Genomic DNA, 15,168 nt, shown 5'->3' with positions numbered 1-15,168 from the left:
GCGCGTGCTCGACGCACCGGCCGCCCGCCTCATCGCGCGGGGTACATCTCGGCTCGTGCAGCTCGACGAAGTCGAGACGCTGTTCGCGTCGAACGCGCTCGTCGTCGATGCATGCCGCCACACGGTGCGCGACGCGCGCACGACCGTGTCGCTCGCGCGGCGGCCCGTGCTGTTCGTGCTCGCCCGTGCGCTCGGCGAGGCATCACCTGCCGACGTGTCCCGAAATGCGCTCGTCGCGGCCGCGTTCCGCGCGAAACACGCGGATGAATCGCATCGCGCGCGCCTGCGTGTCGAGATCGGCCGGCTGCGCGCGGTACTGCGGCCGCTCGCGAACGTCATCGCAACGCCGCGCGGCTTTGCGCTCGAACCGCTCGGCGTACACGAAACCGTCGTCCTGGCCCGCCCGGTCGACGATCGCCACGCGGCCGTGCTCGCGCTCCTCGCCGATGGCGAAGCGTGGTCGAGCTCCGCGCTGGCGCTGGCCCTCGGCGCGAGCCAGCGCACCGTGCAGCGTGCGCTCGACGCGCTCGCCGAAGCCGACAAGGTCCAGGCGCTCGGGCGTGGCCGCGCGCGTCGCTGGATGACGCCGCCGCTGCCCGGTTTCGCGACGACCTTGTTACTCCCCGCCCCGCTGCCGGGCGATTAGGATGACCTCACCGAACGACGAGGTGACGAACATGAAGCGCTCCAGTGCAGACATCCTTCGCGAATACGGCCCGTTTCCGGGCGTCGACGGCGTACACGGCGTCACGTTCGACGGGCAGTACGTGTGGTACGCGTCCGGCGACAAGCTGAATGCGCTCGACCCGGAACGCGGCACGACCGTCCGCTCGATCGACGTCGCCGCGCATGCGGGCACGGCGTTCGACGGCCGCCACCTGTACCAGATCGTCGAGGACCGCATCGAGACGATCGATCCCGAATCGGGCCGCGTGCTCGCGACGATTCCCGCCCCCGGCGGCGGCGCCGATTCCGGGCTGGCATGGGCCGAAGGCACGCTGTGGGTCGGCCAGTACCGCGAACGCAAGATTCATCAGGTGGATCCGAAATCGGGCACCGTGCTGCGCACGATCGAATCGAACCGCTTCGTCACCGGCGTGACCTGGGTCGACGGCGAGCTGTGGCACGGTACCTGGGAAGCCGACCAGGCCGACCTGCGGCACATCGATCCGCGCACGGGCCAGGTGCTCGAGCAGATCGACATGCCGGCCGGCGTCGGCGTATCGGGGCTCGAATCCGACGGCCACGACCGCTTCTACTGCGGCGGCGGCAACAGCGGCACGTTGCGCGCCGTGCGTCGCCCCGCGCGGGCACCGGGCAACAGCGGGGGTGCAACGCCCGATCCGGCTGACGAATGACCCGCCGCCCGCACGCAGCACGCCAGCGCCCCGCCCTGCGCCGAGTGCAGGAATGAACAAGACGCCGCGGCGACCGCGTCGCTAAGATGCGCGCTCGTCAGTCATGTATTCGGAGCGGTCGATGCAACGCGGTGTGGTCTATGGTGTTCTGGCAGGTGCCCTGTGGGGCATGGTGTTTCTCGTTCCGCGGCTGCTGACCGACTTCTCGCCGCTGCTGCTGAGCGCCGGCCGCTACGCGATGTACGGCCTCGTATCGCTCGCGGCCGCGCTGCCGGCCGCCCGCTCGCTGCTCGCGCGGCTGACCCGCGAGGATCTCGTCGCGCTGGTCAGGCTCGCCGTCGTCGGCAACGTCGCGTACTACATGCTGCTGTCGGGCGCCGTGCACCTGATCGGCATCGCACCCAGTTCGCTGATCGTCGGCGTGCTGCCCGTCACGGTCACGCTCGCGGGCCTCGGCGACCACGGCGCCGTGCCGCTGCGGCGGCTCGCCGCCCCGCTCGCGCTGGTGATCGCGGGCATCGTCTGCATCAACGTCGACCTGTTCACGTCCGAGGCCGCGCATGCGACGACGCTCGGCCAGAAGCTCGCCGGCATCGCCTGCGCGGCGGGCGCGCTCGCGAGCTGGACCTGGTATGCGGTCGCGAACGCACGCTATCTGCAGCGCCATCATCATTTCGGCGGCAACGAGTGGTCGGTGCTGTGGGGTGTCGTGACGGGCCTGATCGGCGGCCTCGTCTGGATCGCGATCCTCGCGCTGCCGGCCGGCACGGTGCAGGCCGCGGTCCCGGCGTCGCGCTGGCAGCTGTTCTGGCTGCTGAACCTCGTGCTCGCGATCGGCGCGTCGTGGCTCGGCAACGGGCTGTGGAATGCCGCGTCGAAGCGGCTGCCGCTCACGCTGTCGGGCCAGCTGATCGTGTTCGAAACCGTGTTCGCGATGCTTTACGCGTTCGTGTACGACCAGCGGATGCCGCATGCGCTCGAGATCGCCGCGCTGGTGCTGCTGCTCGCTGGCGTCTACGGATCGGTGCGGCAGCACGGCAACACGCCCGCTGGCGGCGATACCTCGGGAAGCGCACCGGCAAACGCGAACGCCGCGGCCCACTGAGTGCCACGGCGTTTAATCAGACAAATAGAGACGAAAAACGCGGATCGGCCCGCGTCAGCGCGCGTCCTTGTGCATCCACTTGCGGCCCTCGATGGAGCCGTCGCGGCGCGACTTGTCTACGCGCCGCTGGCGCGCGAGCTTCGGATCGACGATCAACGGGCGATAGATCTCGACGCGGTCGTGGTCGGCGAGCGGCGCATCGAGCGGCGCAAGCTTGCCGTACACGCCCGTCTTCGCGTTCGCGAGATCGATTTCCGGGTGCAGCGCGAGCACGCCGCTCGCATCGATCGCCGAACGAACGGTCGCCCCTTCGGGCAGCGACAGCGGAATCAGCGTCTGGCGATCCGGCAGCGCGTAGCAGACTTCGATCGACAGCATCGCGTCACCCCTTCCCGTAGCGCTGGTCGGCGCGCTTCACGAACGAATCGACGAACGTGTTCGCGATATGGCTGAACACGGGCCCGATGATCTTCTCGAGCAGGATGCTCGAGAACTCGTAGTGCAGCGCGAATTCGATCTTGCACGCATCGGCACGCAGTGCCGTGAAGCGCCACGTGCCCGTGAACTTCTTGAACGGGCCGTCGGTGAACTCCATGTCGATCCGCGCCGGGCGCTGCTGCGTGTTGCGCGTCGCAAAATGCTGCTTGATGCCCTTGAAGTTGATGTCGATGCGCGCTTCCATCCCGCTCTCGTCCTGACGGCGAATCTCGACGCCGCCGCACCAGGGCAGGAAATTGGGGTAGTCGGCCACGTCGGTGACGAGGTCGAACATCTGTTCCGCCGAATGACGGATCAATACGGTTTTCTGGACATCTGCCATAAATCGCGCGGCATCGCTTAAGGTGAGAACGCAAGCCGGGCGATTCCCGCCCCGCTTTGCTAAAATCGTGATTTTAAACGAGTTGGCCCGATCCTTTCATGAGCATCATCGACAACAGGAAAGCGCACTTCGATTATCACATCGAGGAACGCTACGAGGCGGGGCTCGTGCTCGAGGGCTGGGAAGTCAAGGCGCTGCGCGCCGGGCGCGGCCAGATCAGGGAAGGTTACGTCGTGATCAAGCACGACGAGATCTTCCTGATCGGTACCCATATCAGCCCGCTGCCCGAGGCTTCGACCCACATCACGCCCGACCCGGTCCGCACGCGCAAGCTGCTGCTGCACCGCGAGGAAATCAAGAAACTGATCGGCAAGGTCGAGCAGCGTGGCTACACGCTCGTGCCGCTGAACTTCCACTACAAGGGCGGTCGCGTGAAGTGCGACATCGCGCTCGCGAAGGGCAAGAAGCTGCACGACAAGCGCGAAACCGAGAAGAAGCGCGACTGGGAACGCGAAAAGGCACGCATCATGCGCGCCGGCACCTGACGCGCGCGACGCGTCTCGCAAACGACACGGCCCGCTCGAAGCGGGCCGTGTTGCTTTGGGTCAGGTGAATCGCGGATGCCGGCTGCCCGGCAGCGGCTGAGGCGGCACTCGGCGCGCCACTCCGCCCGTTTCGACTGAAGAAAGTACCGACGACGGCGCCGAACGGGCATCATCCGTGCCCCGGCTACGCGACGATTCGTCGCACGCCGATCGCCCGCGGCGGCGGCCCGCGCACCGCGTGCGTCCGACTCAGGCCTTCCCGGCCGACGCTGCCCCCGCGCTCTTGACGATCGTCAGCGCCGACGAGATCGCGGTGCCGAGATCCGACAGGTTCGCCGGCACGATCAGCGTGTTGCCCTGCTTCGCGAGATTCGAGAATGCGCTGACATACTGCTCGGCAACTTTCAGGTTCACTGCGTCCATCCCGCCCTGCGATTGCATCGCGTTCGCGATCTTCTGGATCGCCTGGGCATTCGCCTCGGCCACCGCCAGGATCGCGGCTGCTTGGCCCTGCGCCTGGTTGATCGCGGCCTGCCGTTCGCCTTCGGATTTCTGGATCGCCGCTTCACGCGCGCCCGACGCGAGGTTGATCTGCTCCTGCTTGCGGCCTTCGGATGCGGCGATCAGCGCGCGCTTTTCACGCTCCGCGGTGATCTGCGCCTGCATCGCGTGCAGGATTTCCTTCGGCGGCGTCAGGTCCTTGATCTCGTAGCGCAGGACCTTTACCCCCCAGTTCGCGGCGGCCTGATCGAGCGCCGAGACGATGTTGTGGTTGATGAAGTCGCGCTCCTCGAACGTCTTGTCGAGTTCGAGCTTGCCGACCACCGAGCGCAACGTGGTTTGCGCGAGCTGCGTGATCGCGAGCACGAAGTTGCTCGACCCGTACGACGCCTTCATCGGATCGGTCACCTGGAAATACAGCACGCCGTCGACCTGCAGCTGCGTGTTGTCGCGCGTGATACAGACCTGGCTCGGCACGTCGAGCGGGATTTCCTTCAGCACGTGCCGGTATGCGATGCGATCGACGAACGGCAGCACGATATTGAGACCGGGCGACAGCGTCGCGTGATAGCGCCCGAAGCGCTCGAGCACCCACGCATGCTGTTGCGGCACGATCTTCACCGTCTTGGACACGATCACGATCGCGATGACGAGCAGGACCACCCAGATGATCAGCGAATCCATGAAGTATTCCCTCCTTGTTGTATCGGCGGACGATCAGCCCGCGGGTTTCGCCACGACCACGAGACAATTACCGCGCACGGCACTCACCTGATACACGTGCGCATCGTCGCGCTCGCCGTTCGCGAGCTCGACATCCCAGTCGGCGCCGCGATACTGCACGCGCGCGCGGCCGTCACGCCACGCGTCGACCGTGACGGTCGAGCCGATATCGAGATTGACGTCGGGATTGGTCGACGTATCGCGCTTCTGCTTGCGGCCGAGCCCCGAACGGCGCAGCGCGACCATCGCGACGATCGCGACCAGGGCCGCCGCGCCGAACTGCACGTGCGGCGCGAAACCGGCCAGTTGCAGCAGCCCGCCTGCGAGAAAGCCGAGCGCGATCATCAGCAGGTAGAACGTGCCCGTCAGCAACTCAGCCACGACCAGCACGCCCACCGCGCCCCACCAGAACAGATGCCCCGACATCATTGTGGTCTCCAGAAAAGTCCCCCGCGCTCACCTGCGTCTCATGCAACCAGAATACGCGCTGAAGCGCTGTTCCGGATCGATATATTCGCGGCCCCCGCGCGAGCGATCGACACGCGCGGGGCGGCCCGGTTCGTACCGAAAGGAAACAGCCCCCACGCTCACCACGTTCGCTGCCCCCCAAGGGGGCGGTCGGCACTCTTGGGGCGACCCGGCGAGTACCGACGAAAAAAAACACCCCGGTGTCTACCGGGGTGTTTATAGCATGAACCTTGCATTCTGCCTTCAACGAAAGCGCGATGCCACCGCGCTCTCGTCAAAGGTGCGTTACCGACCGTTACTTCCGGTTGGCCAGCGCCTGCCACGTCTCGATGATCGTGTCGGGGTTCAGCGAGATCGACACGATGCCTTCGTCCGTCAGCCATTGCGCGAAGTCCGGGTGATCGGACGGGCCCTGGCCGCAGATGCCGACGTACTTGCCCATCCGGCGGCAGGTATCGATCGCGCGCTTCAGCAGGAACTTGACGGCCGGGTCGCGTTCGTCGAAGTCGACAGCCAGCAGTTCCATGCCCGAATCGCGGTCGAGGCCGAGCGTGAGCTGCGTGAGGTCGTTCGAGCCGATCGAGAAACCGTCGAAGTGTTCCAGGAACTCTTCGGCGAGGATCGCGTTGGTCGGGACTTCGCACATCATCACGAGGCGCAGGCCGTTTTCACCGCGCTTCAGGCCGAACTTCTCGAGCAGGCCGACGACACGCTCCGCCTGCTTCACGGTACGCACGAACGGCACCATGATCTCGACGTTGGCCAGGCCCATCTCGTCACGCACGCGCTTCAGTGCACGGCACTCCATCTCGAACGCCTGCGCGAAGTCTTCAGCGATGTAGCGCGACGCGCCGCGGAAGCCCAGCATCGGGTTTTCCTCGTCCGGCTCGTAGCGCGAACCGCCGATCAGCTTCTTGTACTCGTTCGACTTGAAGTCGGACAGACGCACGATGACGGGCTTCGGATAGAACGCCGCCGCGATCGTCGCGACACCTTCCGTCAGCTTGTCGACGTAGAACTGACGCGGCGATGCGTGACCGCGCGCGACGCTCTCGACAGCCTTCTTCAGGTCCTGGTCGATGTTCGGGTACTCGAGGATCGCCTTCGGGTGAACGCCGATGTTGTTGTTGATGATGAACTCGAGACGCGCGAGACCCACACCGCCGTTCGGCAGTTGCGAGAAGTCGAACGCGAGCTGCGGGTTACCGACGTTCATCATGATCTTGACCGGGATTTCCGGCAGTTCGCCGCGCTGCACTTCCGTGACTTCCGTCTCGAGCAGGCCGTCGTAGATCTTGCCTTCGTCGCCTTCCGCGCACGACACGGTGACGAGCGCGCCGTCCTTCAGGATGTCGGTCGCATCGCCGCAACCGACGACTGCCGGCACGCCGAGTTCACGCGCGATGATCGCCGCGTGGCAGGTCCGGCCGCCACGGTTCGTGACGATCGCGGCTGCACGCTTCATCACCGGCTCCCAGTTCGGGTCGGTCATGTCGGCCACCAGCACATCGCCCGGCTGCACGCGTTCCATTTCCGACGGATCCTGGATCACGCGCACGGGGCCCGCACCGATCTTCTGGCCGATCGCACGGCCCGTCGCGAGCACCTGCGACTGGCCCTTCAGCTTGAAGCGCTGCTCGGCCTTGCCGGTTGCCTGGCTCTTCACGGTTTCCGGGCGTGCCTGCAGGATGAAGATCTTGCCGTCGCGGCCGTCCTTGCCCCACTCGATGTCCATCGGACGCTGGTAGTGCTTCTCGATGATGACCGCGTACTTCGCCAGTTCGATCACGTCTTCGTCGGTGATCGAGTAGCGGTTGCGCTGCTCGTGCGACACGTCGACCGTCTTCACGCGGCCCGGCTCGCCTGGCTGCGTGAATTCCATCTTGATCAGCTTCGAGCCGATCGAGCGGCGGATGATCGGGTACTTGTCCTGTGCGAGCGTCGTCTTGAACACGTAGAACTCGTCCGGGTTCACCGCACCCTGCACGACGGTTTCGCCCAGGCCATAGCTCGACGTGATGAACACGGCGTCCTTGAAGCCCGATTCGGTGTCGATCGTGAACATCACGCCGGCGGCGCCGACGTCCGAGCGGACCATGCGCTGCACGCCGGCCGACAGGGCGACTTCCGCGTGCGTGAAGCCCTTGTGCACGCGGTACGAGATCGCGCGGTCGTTGTACAGCGACGCGAACACGTGCTTCATGCGGTCGAGCACGTCTTCGATGCCGACGACGTTCAGGTACGACTCCTGCTGGCCGGCGAACGATGCGTCGGGCAGATCTTCCGCGGTGGCGGACGAACGCACGGCGAACGACAGCTCGCCCGGCGAGCTGCTCTTCAGGATTTCGAACTGTTCGCGGATTTCCTGATCGAGACGTGCCTGCATCGGCGCATCGACGATCCACTTGCGGATTTCGGCGCCGGCTTCGGCGAGCGCCTTCACGTCGTCGATGTCGAGCGACTCGAGACGCTTGGCGATGCGGTCGGTAAGGTCGTTGTGCGTGAGGAAATCACGGAACGCGAGCGCCGTCGTGGCGAAACCGGTGGGTACGCGAACGCCTGCTTCGGAAAGCTGGCTGATCATTTCGCCAAGCGACGCATTCTTGCCGCCGACGATCTCCACATCGGTCATCCGCAACTGCTCGAACGGAATTACATACGCCTGGTCCTTTGCGACGTTTGCTGCGTTAGTCATACAAGCCCCTAAGTGTGAAAAAAATACTCGATTGCGCAAGTGGGCTCGGACGCGGGCGCTTGCAAAAAGCGCGGCGCGTCTTGCGCAACCTGTTAGATAAACAATCGCAGCGGCGGCAAATCTTCCGACCCGATTTGCAAAAATCCCGGCAGAAGGGCGATATTTGCAGACAAATCGCCAAACTTGCCGGGAATTTTGGAATCAAGCGGCAAAGCCCGGGGCGCCGTTCGCGCCCTGCCCCCGCAATTGCTTATCCAACAGGTTGCCGCTATTCTACCGTGCCGGCTGCCGGATGTGGCGCGACCTTGTCACTGCGTCTGGAGGCGAACCTCCAGCCGCCCGCGCAACCGCCCTTCACGTTCGACGCCCAGATTCATGCTGCCTACCGTATTCATCGTCTCCGACGGCACCGGGATCACTGCCGAAACCTTCGCGCACTCGATCCTCTCCCAGTTCGACCAGAAATTCCGCCTCGTGCGCGTGCCGTTCGTCGACTCGCTCGACAAGGCCTATGCGACCGTCGAGAAGATCAACGAGGCCGCCGTGCACGACGGCCGCCGCGCGATCGTGTTCACGACGCTCGTCGACAGCGAATCCAACGACATCGTCAAGCGCTCGAACGCACTCGTGCTCGACATGTTCCAGCGCTTCGTCGAACCGCTCGAGCAGGAACTGGAGCTCAAGTCGAGCCACGCGATGGGCCGCGGCCACCAGAACGCGGACACCGAGGAGTACAAGACGCGGATCGAGGCGATCAACTTCTCGCTCGCGCACGACGACGGCCAGTCGAACCGCAACCTGTCGGAAGCCGACGTGATCCTCGTCGGCGTGTCGCGCAGCGGCAAGACGCCGACGAGCCTGTATCTCGCGATGCAGTACGGCGTGAAGGCAGCCAACTATCCGCTGATTCCGGAAGATTTCGAGCGCGGCAAGCTGCCGTCGGCACTCGCCGCGCACCGCGAGAAGCTGTTCGGGCTGTCGATCGACCCGCAGCGCCTGTCGGAGATCCGCAACGAGCGTCGCCCGGGCAGCAAGTACGCGGCGCCCGAGAACTGCCGCTACGAGATCAACGAGGCGGAAGCGATGATGCGCCGCGAGGGGATCAAATGGCTGTCGTCGACGCACAAGTCGATCGAGGAAATCGCGACGACGATCCTGCAGGAAATCCGCCTCGACCGGCAGTCGTATTGAGACCGAGCGCTGGCGGCCGTCTGGCCGCCGGAAACAAAAAGGCCGCGTCGAACGCGGCCTTTTTCAATGGTGCGGAGCAAGCACGCGGGTGGCGTCACGCACGCCGCTGCTGACGCACCTGCTCGAACAGGCAAACCGCTGCCGCCGCCGCAACGTTCAGCGACTCCATCCCGCCCGGCTGCGGGATCGTCACGCGATGCGTGGCCGCGTCGCGCCAGAACGCCGACACACCGGCACCCTCGTTGCCGAACACCCATGCAACAGGCCCCGACAGGTCACAGTCGTAGACCGCCTGCGCACCGTGCGAATCGGTCAACGCAACCGGCACATCGAGGCGTTCGGCGAGCGCGCCAGCTTCGACGTCCTCGTGGATCGACAGCAGGAAGTGCGCCCCCATCCCCGAGCGCAGCACCTTCGACGACCATGCGTACGCGGTACCCGGCGCACAGAACACATGGCGCACGCCTGCGGCCGCCGCGCTGCGCAGGATCGACCCGACGTTGCCGGCGTCCTGCACGCCGTCGAGCACGACCGACGTATGCGTCACGCGCGCCGGCAGCGGCTGCGCCGGCCGGTCGACGAGCAGCAGGAAGCCGACGCCGTTGACGACGTTCGACAACTGTCCGAACAGCGCGTCGGGCAGCGTGACGATCCGTTGCGCATCGATGCGCTCGACGATCGCCTGGGCCTCGGCGTGGCCGAGTGCGCCTTCGGTCGCGACGCACAGCTCGGGCGCGGCACCCGTATCGAGATACGCGCTTGCGAGATGGAATCCTTCGAGCAGCGCCTGGCCGCCGCGGCGCTGATGGGACGTCGAACCCGCGAGCGCCTTCAGGCGCTTGTACAGCGGGTTGTCGCGGGAAGTAATGCTTTTCATCGAATCAGGTCGAGTGCCGCACGGACCGGCGCGAACGAGCGCCGATGCGCTTCGCACGGGCCGTGCTCGCGCAGCGCGGCAAGGTGTTTCGCGGTGCCGTAGCCCGCATGAACGTTGAAACCGTACACGGGGAAGCGTTCGTGCAGATCGACGAGCATGCGGTCACGCGTGACCTTCGCGAGGATCGACGCGGCCGAGATGCTCGGTACGAGCGCGTCGCCGCTGACGATCGCCTCGGCACGCACCGTCAGTGCCGGGCAGCGGTTGCCGTCGATTTGCGCAAGCGTCGGCAGGACCGACAGGCCCTCGACGGCCCGCTTCATCGCGAGCATCGTCGCGTGCAGGATGTTCAGCGTGTCGATCTCGTCGACGCTCGCCGACGCGACGCAATACGACAGAGAGCGCGCGACGATCAGCTCGTACAGCGCGTCGCGCTTCTTCGCGGACAGCGCCTTCGAATCGTCGAGCCCGTCGATCGGCTGCGCCGGATCGAGGATCACCGCGGCGGCCACCACCGGCCCGGCGAGCGGGCCGCGGCCCGCTTCGTCGACGCCGCAGACGATCTCGTCGGGACGGCTGAAATCGAACCCGCCCTGCACGTCGCTCGACGCGCGGCGGCGTGGTGCACGTACTGCGGTCATGCGCGCCTCTTGCGTTGTTCGAGTACGCGCACGACCGCTTCGGCCGCCTTCGCGGCCGTGTTCTGCCGCAGCGAAAGATGCATTTCGGTAAATACTTCAGTCAGCGTACGGCGGTTCGCGTCGTCGCGCAGTTGCGTGAGCGTCGCATCGGCGAGCGCCTCGGGCGTCGCGAAATGCTGCAGCAACTCGGGCACGACGAAACGCCCCGCCAGAATGTTCGGCAAGCCGACGTACGGCAGGTAACCCTGCCGGCGCATGATCTGCCCGGTCAGCCAGGGCACCTTGTACGAGATCACCATCGGCTTTTTCAGCAGCGCGGCTTCCAGCGTGACCGTGCCGCTCTTCACGAGAATCGCATCGGCAGCCGTCATCGCCACCTGCGATCGGCCGTCGGTGATCGTCAGCGCGAGCTGAGGATGCGCATCGACGAGCGGCTGCAGCAGCGCTCGCAGCGCGGGCGTGGCCGCCGGCATCACGAAACGCACGCCGGGCTCGCGCTGCTGCATCAGCGCCATCGCCGCGAAGAACGTCGGGCCGATCAGCGCGATTTCCGAGCGCCGGCTGCCCGGCAGCACCGCGATCACCGGGCCGTCGGACGGCAGACCGAGCGCGATGCGCGCACCGTGCGTATCGGGTTCGAGCGGGATCTCGTCGGCGAGCGGATGGCCGACGTAGGTCGACGCGACGCCTGCCTTGTCGAGAATCGCCGGTTCGAACGGGAACAGGCACAGCATGTGATCGACGGACTTCGCGATCTTCTTGATCCGGCCGCCGCGCCATGCCCAGATCGACGGGCACACGAAGTGGATCGACGGGATGCCCGCGTCGCGCGCGGCCTGTTCGACGTTGAAGTTGAAGTCGGGCGCGTCGACGCCGATGAACGCGTCCGGCCGCTCGGCGAGCAATTGGCGCTTCAGCTCGCCGCGAATCCGCAGGATCTCGGGAATCTGGCCCAGCGCCTCGACATAGCCGCGCACGGTCAGCTTGTCCATCTGCCAGTGCGAATCGAAGCCGTGCGCGATCATCCGCTGCCCGCCGATCCCGTAGTACTGGGTCGATTCGGGCAGCCGCTCGCGCAGCCCGCCGAGCAGCGACGCCGCGAGCAGGTCACCCGACGGCTCGCCGGCCACCATCGCGAGCCGGAGCTGATTGGTCGGAAGCGTCATCGCTTAGCGGATGATGCCGCGTTGCGACGCGTCGATGAACTCGACGAGCGCCTTCACCGGTGCATCGCCGTCGCCGCCCGCCTCCGCCAGCTCGCGCAACTGCACCTTCGCTTCCTCGAACGACAGGCCGTTCTTGTACAGCACGCGATATGCGCTGCGCAGCGCCGAGATCGCATCGGCCGAGAAGCCGCGCCGGCGCAGCCCCTCGACGTTGATCCCGTGCGGCTCGGCCTTGTTGCCCGCCGCGATCACGAACGGCGGAATGTCCTGCACGAGCGCCGACGCACCGCCCAGCATCGAGTGCGCACCGATGCGCACGAACTGGTGGACACCCGACATCCCGCCGATGATCGCCCAGTCGCCGATCTCGACGTGGCCGGCCATCTGGGCGTTGCTCGACAGGATCACGTGGTTGCCGACGGTGCAGTCATGACCGATGTGCACATAGGCCATGATCCAGTTGTCATCGCCGAGCGTCGTCACGCCGACGTCCTGCACGGTGCCCGTGTGGATCGTCGTGAATTCGCGGATCGTGTTGCGATTGCCGATCACGAGCTTCGTCGGCTCGTCCTTGTACTTCATGTCCTGCGGACGACCACCGACCGACGCGTAATGGCCGATGCGGTTGTCCTCGCCGAGCGTCGTATGGCCTTCGATCACGCTGTGCGAGCCGATCGTCGTACGCGCGCCGATCGTGACGTGCGGACCGACGATCGCGTACGGGCCGATCTCGACCGATTCGTCGATCTGCGCGCCCGGTTCGACAATCGCGGTGGGATGAATCCTGGTCATGCGCCGTTGCCTCTCGATGTGAAGTGTCGCGTTGCGTTGCCTGTGCGTGCCGCGTCGCTCAGGGCGCCACGTCGGTCGTCTTGACCGTGCACATCAGTTCGGCTTCCGCCGCCACCTTGCCGTCCACTTCCGCCACCGCCTTGAACTTCCAGATGCCGCGGATGTAGCGTTCGAACGTCACGTTCAGAATCAGTTGATCGCCCGGCTCGACCGGACGCTTGAAGCGCGCGCCGTCAATCCCGACGAAGTAGTACAGCGTGTTCTCCGGATCCTTCGGCTGCTCTTCCGAGAAGGTCAGCAGCGCCGCGGCCTGCGCGAGCGCCTCGAGGATCAGCACGCCCGGCATCACCGGCCGCTTCGGGAAATGCCCCTGGAAGTACGGCTCGTTGATCGACACGTTCTTCAGCGCTTTGATTCCCTTGTGCGGTTCGAGTTCGAGCACGCGATCGACGAGCAGAATCGGGTAGCGATGCGGCAGCAGCGTGAGGATCTTGTGGATGTCGAGATTGATTTTTTCAGTGCTCATGATGGTTCGTCTCACGCAGAGGCTGCGCGGTGGTGATGCAAAGGCTGAAGCGGGCCGCCGCGCGGCCCAGTCTGGCAAACCGGGCCGGTTGCGCTGGCCGTGCCCGGTTCGAGGTCTCGCATGATGCGCTCAGGCGTCCGTGCCGCCCTGGGCGGCGAGCGCGGCTTCGAGCGCCTTGATGCGCTCGCGCAGCTTGTCGAGGTTGCGCACGAGCGCGGCGCTCTTGTTCCATTCGCCGTGGTCGACGGCCGGGAACGCGCTGGTATAGATGCCGGCCTTCGGCAGCGACTTCGATACGCCCGACTTCGCGGTGATGATGACATAGTCGCCGAGCGTCACGTGGCCGGCGATCCCGGCCGCGCCGCCGATCATGCAGTGGCGGCCGATCGTCGTGCTGCCCGCGATGCCCGCGCTGCCGGCGATCACCGTATAGGCGCCGATCCGGCAGTTGTGGCCGATCTGGACCTGGTTGTCGATCTTCACGCATTCCTCGATGACGGTATCCGCCATCGCGCCGCGATCGATCGTCGTGTTCGCGCCGATCTCGACGTCCGGGCCGATCGATACGCCCCCGACCTGCGGGATCTTCACCCAGCTGCCGGTGCGCGCATCGCCGTCGCCGACGAAATCCGGCGCGAAGCCGAAGCCGTCGGAGCCGATCACCGCGCCCGCATGGATGATCGCGCGCGGGCCGACCTTGCAGCCGTGGTACACCGACGCGTTCGGATACAGGTGCGAGCCCGCGCCGATCGTCGTGCCGCGGCCGACGAATACATTCGCGTCGAGCTGCACGCCGTCTTCGATCACCGCGCCGGCCTCGACCGTCACGTGCGGGCCGATCACCGCGCTCGCGGCGACCTGTGCGGCCGGATCGATCGTCGCGCTCGGATGCACGCCGGCGGCACGCTGCGGCGTGGCCAGGTCGATGAACATCTGTGCGACGCGCGCGAAGTACGCGTACGGATTCGGCGTGACAATGAAGCTGCGGCCGTTAGCGGCCGCGCCAAGCTTTTCCAGATCCTTCGGCGCGATCAGCACCGCGCCGGCGCGGGTCGACTCGACCTGCGACAGGTACTTCGGATTCGCGAGGAACGCGAGTTGCTGCGGGCCTGCCTGGTCGAGCGGTGCGAGCCCGCTCACCTTGCACTGTGCGTCGCCGGCGATCTCGCCGCCGAACCGCTTTGCGAGTTCCTCAAGCGTCAATGCCATTCGTCGTCTGCTCCGTTCAGTTCGTCGAGCCGGACGCGAGCGCCTTGAGCACCTTGTCGGTGATGTCGATGCGCGGGCTGACGTACACGGCTTCCTGCACGATCAGGTCGTAATTCTGCTGCTCGGCGATCTGCTTGATGACCTTGTTGGCCCGCTCGAGCACGGCCGCCAGCTCCTCGTTGCGGCGCTGGTTCAGGTCTTCGCGGAACTCGCGCTGCTTGCGCTGGAAGTCGGTATCGAGCTGGGCGAGATCGCGCTGCTTCTGCGCGCGGTCGGCCGCCGACAGCGACGCGCCGTTCTTGTCCAGCGAATCGGACATCGATTTCAGACGCGCCCCGAGGTCCTGCAGATCCTTGTCACGCTTCGCGAACTCGGCTTCGAGCTTCGTCTGCGCCGCCTTCGCGGGCACCGACTCGCGCAGGATCCGATCCGAATTGACCGCCGCGATGCGGGCGACGTCCTGTGCGTGCACCGTTGCCGCGCCCAGGGCCAGCGCAACGGTCAGCGCGCACATCACTCGTTTCGAAAACTTACCGGTTAGCAAAATTACC

At 66.0% G+C, this 15,168-nt stretch carries 16 protein-coding genes and 1 pseudogene; 5 read left to right on the top strand and 12 right to left on the bottom strand.

The window, feature by feature from the left end; translation table 11 throughout:
• From G3O06_RS33005 to G3O06_RS32995, 3 genes and pseudogenes are all read left to right on the top strand, one after another.
• Positions 1 to 646, top strand: a pseudogene (locus tag G3O06_RS33005) (helix-turn-helix domain-containing protein); the annotation flags it as partial.
• A 31-nt stretch (positions 647 to 677) separates the two neighbouring features.
• Positions 678 to 1,358, top strand: a complete 681-nt coding sequence (locus G3O06_RS33000) for a glutamine cyclotransferase (protein WP_205818712.1) — start codon at positions 678 to 680, stop codon at positions 1,356 to 1,358.
• Between the two features lie 121 nt (positions 1,359 to 1,479).
• Entirely contained in the window at positions 1,480 to 2,463 is a 984-nt protein-coding gene (locus G3O06_RS32995; RefSeq protein ID WP_089450831.1) for a DMT family transporter, read from the top strand.
• A gap of 54 nt (positions 2,464 to 2,517) precedes the next feature.
• On the opposite strand, the gene G3O06_RS32990 is transcribed toward G3O06_RS32995, so the two are convergent.
• Both G3O06_RS32990 and G3O06_RS32985 read right to left on the bottom strand, forming a co-directional pair.
• Positions 2,518 to 2,841, bottom strand: coding sequence for an RnfH family protein (locus G3O06_RS32990; protein WP_039342764.1), 324 nt, complete (start codon positions 2,839 to 2,841; stop codon positions 2,518 to 2,520).
• 4 nt (positions 2,842 to 2,845) lie between these two features.
• Positions 2,846 to 3,283 (bottom strand): type II toxin-antitoxin system RatA family toxin, encoded by a 438-nt coding sequence (locus G3O06_RS32985; protein ID WP_174967369.1) that lies wholly within the window; start codon positions 3,281 to 3,283, stop codon positions 2,846 to 2,848.
• A 98-nt stretch (positions 3,284 to 3,381) separates the two neighbouring features.
• On the opposite strand from G3O06_RS32985, the gene smpB reads away from it, so the two are divergent.
• Entirely contained in the window at positions 3,382 to 3,828 is a 447-nt protein-coding gene (gene smpB, locus G3O06_RS32980) for an SsrA-binding protein SmpB (protein ID WP_011352441.1), read from the top strand.
• A 249-nt stretch (positions 3,829 to 4,077) separates the two neighbouring features.
• On the opposite strand, the gene G3O06_RS32975 is transcribed toward smpB, so the two are convergent.
• The 3 genes from G3O06_RS32975 to ppsA all read right to left on the bottom strand — a co-directional run bounded on the left by G3O06_RS32975 (position 4,078) and on the right by ppsA (position 8,215).
• Positions 4,078 to 5,013, bottom strand: coding sequence for an SPFH domain-containing protein (locus G3O06_RS32975; protein ID WP_174918856.1), 936 nt, complete (start codon positions 5,011 to 5,013; stop codon positions 4,078 to 4,080).
• A gap of 33 nt (positions 5,014 to 5,046) precedes the next feature.
• Positions 5,047 to 5,481 carry an NfeD family protein gene (locus G3O06_RS32970; RefSeq protein ID WP_205818711.1) on the bottom strand — a complete coding sequence of 145 codons (435 nt, stop codon included), beginning with the start codon at positions 5,479 to 5,481 and terminating at the stop codon, positions 5,047 to 5,049.
• A 334-nt stretch (positions 5,482 to 5,815) separates the two neighbouring features.
• Positions 5,816 to 8,215: a phosphoenolpyruvate synthase gene (gene ppsA / locus G3O06_RS32965; protein ID WP_205818710.1), complete on the bottom strand. Its 2,400-nt coding sequence runs from the start codon at positions 8,213 to 8,215 to the stop codon at positions 5,816 to 5,818.
• 375 nt (positions 8,216 to 8,590) lie between these two features.
• Between ppsA and G3O06_RS32960 the strand changes: the two genes are divergently transcribed.
• Positions 8,591 to 9,406, top strand: coding sequence for a pyruvate, water dikinase regulatory protein (locus G3O06_RS32960; protein WP_031399356.1), 816 nt, complete (start codon positions 8,591 to 8,593; stop codon positions 9,404 to 9,406).
• A gap of 94 nt (positions 9,407 to 9,500) precedes the next feature.
• Here the strand turns inward: G3O06_RS32960 and G3O06_RS32955 are convergent, their stop codons facing one another.
• From G3O06_RS32955 to G3O06_RS32925, 7 genes are all read right to left on the bottom strand, one after another.
• On the bottom strand, positions 9,501 to 10,283 hold the full coding sequence (locus tag G3O06_RS32955; protein ID WP_174918853.1) for an RNA methyltransferase: 783 nt from the start codon (positions 10,281 to 10,283) through the stop codon (positions 9,501 to 9,503).
• Positions 10,280 to 10,924 (bottom strand): ribonuclease HII, encoded by a 645-nt coding sequence (rnhB, locus tag G3O06_RS32950; protein ID WP_174967366.1) that lies wholly within the window; start codon positions 10,922 to 10,924, stop codon positions 10,280 to 10,282. Before rnhB ends, G3O06_RS32955 begins: the two co-directional genes overlap by 4 nt.
• Positions 10,921 to 12,090 carry a lipid-A-disaccharide synthase gene (lpxB, locus tag G3O06_RS32945; RefSeq protein ID WP_174997996.1) on the bottom strand — a complete coding sequence of 390 codons (1,170 nt, stop codon included), beginning with the start codon at positions 12,088 to 12,090 and terminating at the stop codon, positions 10,921 to 10,923. Before lpxB ends, rnhB begins: the two co-directional genes overlap by 4 nt.
• A gap of 3 nt (positions 12,091 to 12,093) precedes the next feature.
• Positions 12,094 to 12,882 (bottom strand): acyl-ACP--UDP-N-acetylglucosamine O-acyltransferase, encoded by a 789-nt coding sequence (gene lpxA, locus G3O06_RS32940; RefSeq protein ID WP_174918850.1) that lies wholly within the window; start codon positions 12,880 to 12,882, stop codon positions 12,094 to 12,096.
• A gap of 58 nt (positions 12,883 to 12,940) precedes the next feature.
• The gene (gene fabZ / locus G3O06_RS32935) at positions 12,941 to 13,408 is read right to left on the bottom strand and encodes a 3-hydroxyacyl-ACP dehydratase FabZ (RefSeq protein ID WP_011352450.1); all 468 of its coding nucleotides are present in this window, start codon (positions 13,406 to 13,408) and stop codon (positions 12,941 to 12,943) included.
• Positions 13,409 to 13,537: 129 nt separating this feature from the next.
• Positions 13,538 to 14,617: a UDP-3-O-(3-hydroxymyristoyl)glucosamine N-acyltransferase gene (gene lpxD / locus G3O06_RS32930; RefSeq protein ID WP_205818709.1), complete on the bottom strand. Its 1,080-nt coding sequence runs from the start codon at positions 14,615 to 14,617 to the stop codon at positions 13,538 to 13,540.
• Positions 14,618 to 14,633: 16 nt separating this feature from the next.
• Positions 14,634 to 15,131 (bottom strand): OmpH family outer membrane protein, encoded by a 498-nt coding sequence (locus tag G3O06_RS32925; protein ID WP_059233856.1) that lies wholly within the window; start codon positions 15,129 to 15,131, stop codon positions 14,634 to 14,636.
• Between the last annotated feature and the right edge of the window lie 37 nt (positions 15,132 to 15,168).

Origin of the sequence: Burkholderia sp. Ac-20345 (assembly GCF_017104825.1) — a bacterium.
Lineage (GTDB): Bacteria > Pseudomonadota > Gammaproteobacteria > Burkholderiales > Burkholderiaceae > Burkholderia > Burkholderia lata_B.
This window is presented reverse-complemented; position numbering and strand designations above follow the sequence as displayed.

Bases quoted from the DNA above. Each gene is read 5' to 3' on its own strand.
- G3O06_RS32970 (WP_205818711.1), bottom strand. From the start codon at position 5,481: ATGATGTCGGGGCATCTGTTCTGGTGGGGCGCGGTGGGCGTGCTGGTC.
- lpxD (WP_205818709.1), bottom strand. From the start codon at position 14,617: ATGGCATTGACGCTTGAGGAACTCGCAAAGCGGTTCGGCGGCGAGATC.
- smpB (WP_011352441.1), top strand. From the start codon at position 3,382: ATGAGCATCATCGACAACAGGAAAGCGCACTTCGATTATCACATCGAG.
- G3O06_RS32955 (WP_174918853.1), bottom strand. From the start codon at position 10,283: ATGAAAAGCATTACTTCCCGCGACAACCCGCTGTACAAGCGCCTGAAG.
- G3O06_RS32975 (WP_174918856.1), bottom strand. From the start codon at position 5,013: ATGGATTCGCTGATCATCTGGGTGGTCCTGCTCGTCATCGCGATCGTG.
- lpxA (WP_174918850.1), bottom strand. From the start codon at position 12,882: ATGACCAGGATTCATCCCACCGCGATTGTCGAACCGGGCGCGCAGATC.
- ppsA (WP_205818710.1), bottom strand. From the start codon at position 8,215: ATGACTAACGCAGCAAACGTCGCAAAGGACCAGGCGTATGTAATTCCG.
- G3O06_RS32985 (WP_174967369.1), bottom strand. From the start codon at position 3,283: ATGGCAGATGTCCAGAAAACCGTATTGATCCGTCATTCGGCGGAACAG.
- G3O06_RS33000 (WP_205818712.1), top strand. From the start codon at position 678: ATGAAGCGCTCCAGTGCAGACATCCTTCGCGAATACGGCCCGTTTCCG.
- G3O06_RS32925 (WP_059233856.1), bottom strand. From the start codon at position 15,131: ATGTGCGCGCTGACCGTTGCGCTGGCCCTGGGCGCGGCAACGGTGCAC.
- G3O06_RS32990 (WP_039342764.1), bottom strand. From the start codon at position 2,841: ATGCTGTCGATCGAAGTCTGCTACGCGCTGCCGGATCGCCAGACGCTG.
- rnhB (WP_174967366.1), bottom strand. From the start codon at position 10,924: ATGACCGCAGTACGTGCACCACGCCGCCGCGCGTCGAGCGACGTGCAG.
- G3O06_RS32995 (WP_089450831.1), top strand. From the start codon at position 1,480: ATGCAACGCGGTGTGGTCTATGGTGTTCTGGCAGGTGCCCTGTGGGGC.
- fabZ (WP_011352450.1), bottom strand. From the start codon at position 13,408: ATGAGCACTGAAAAAATCAATCTCGACATCCACAAGATCCTCACGCTG.
- G3O06_RS32960 (WP_031399356.1), top strand. From the start codon at position 8,591: ATGCTGCCTACCGTATTCATCGTCTCCGACGGCACCGGGATCACTGCC.
- lpxB (WP_174997996.1), bottom strand. From the start codon at position 12,090: ATGACGCTTCCGACCAATCAGCTCCGGCTCGCGATGGTGGCCGGCGAG.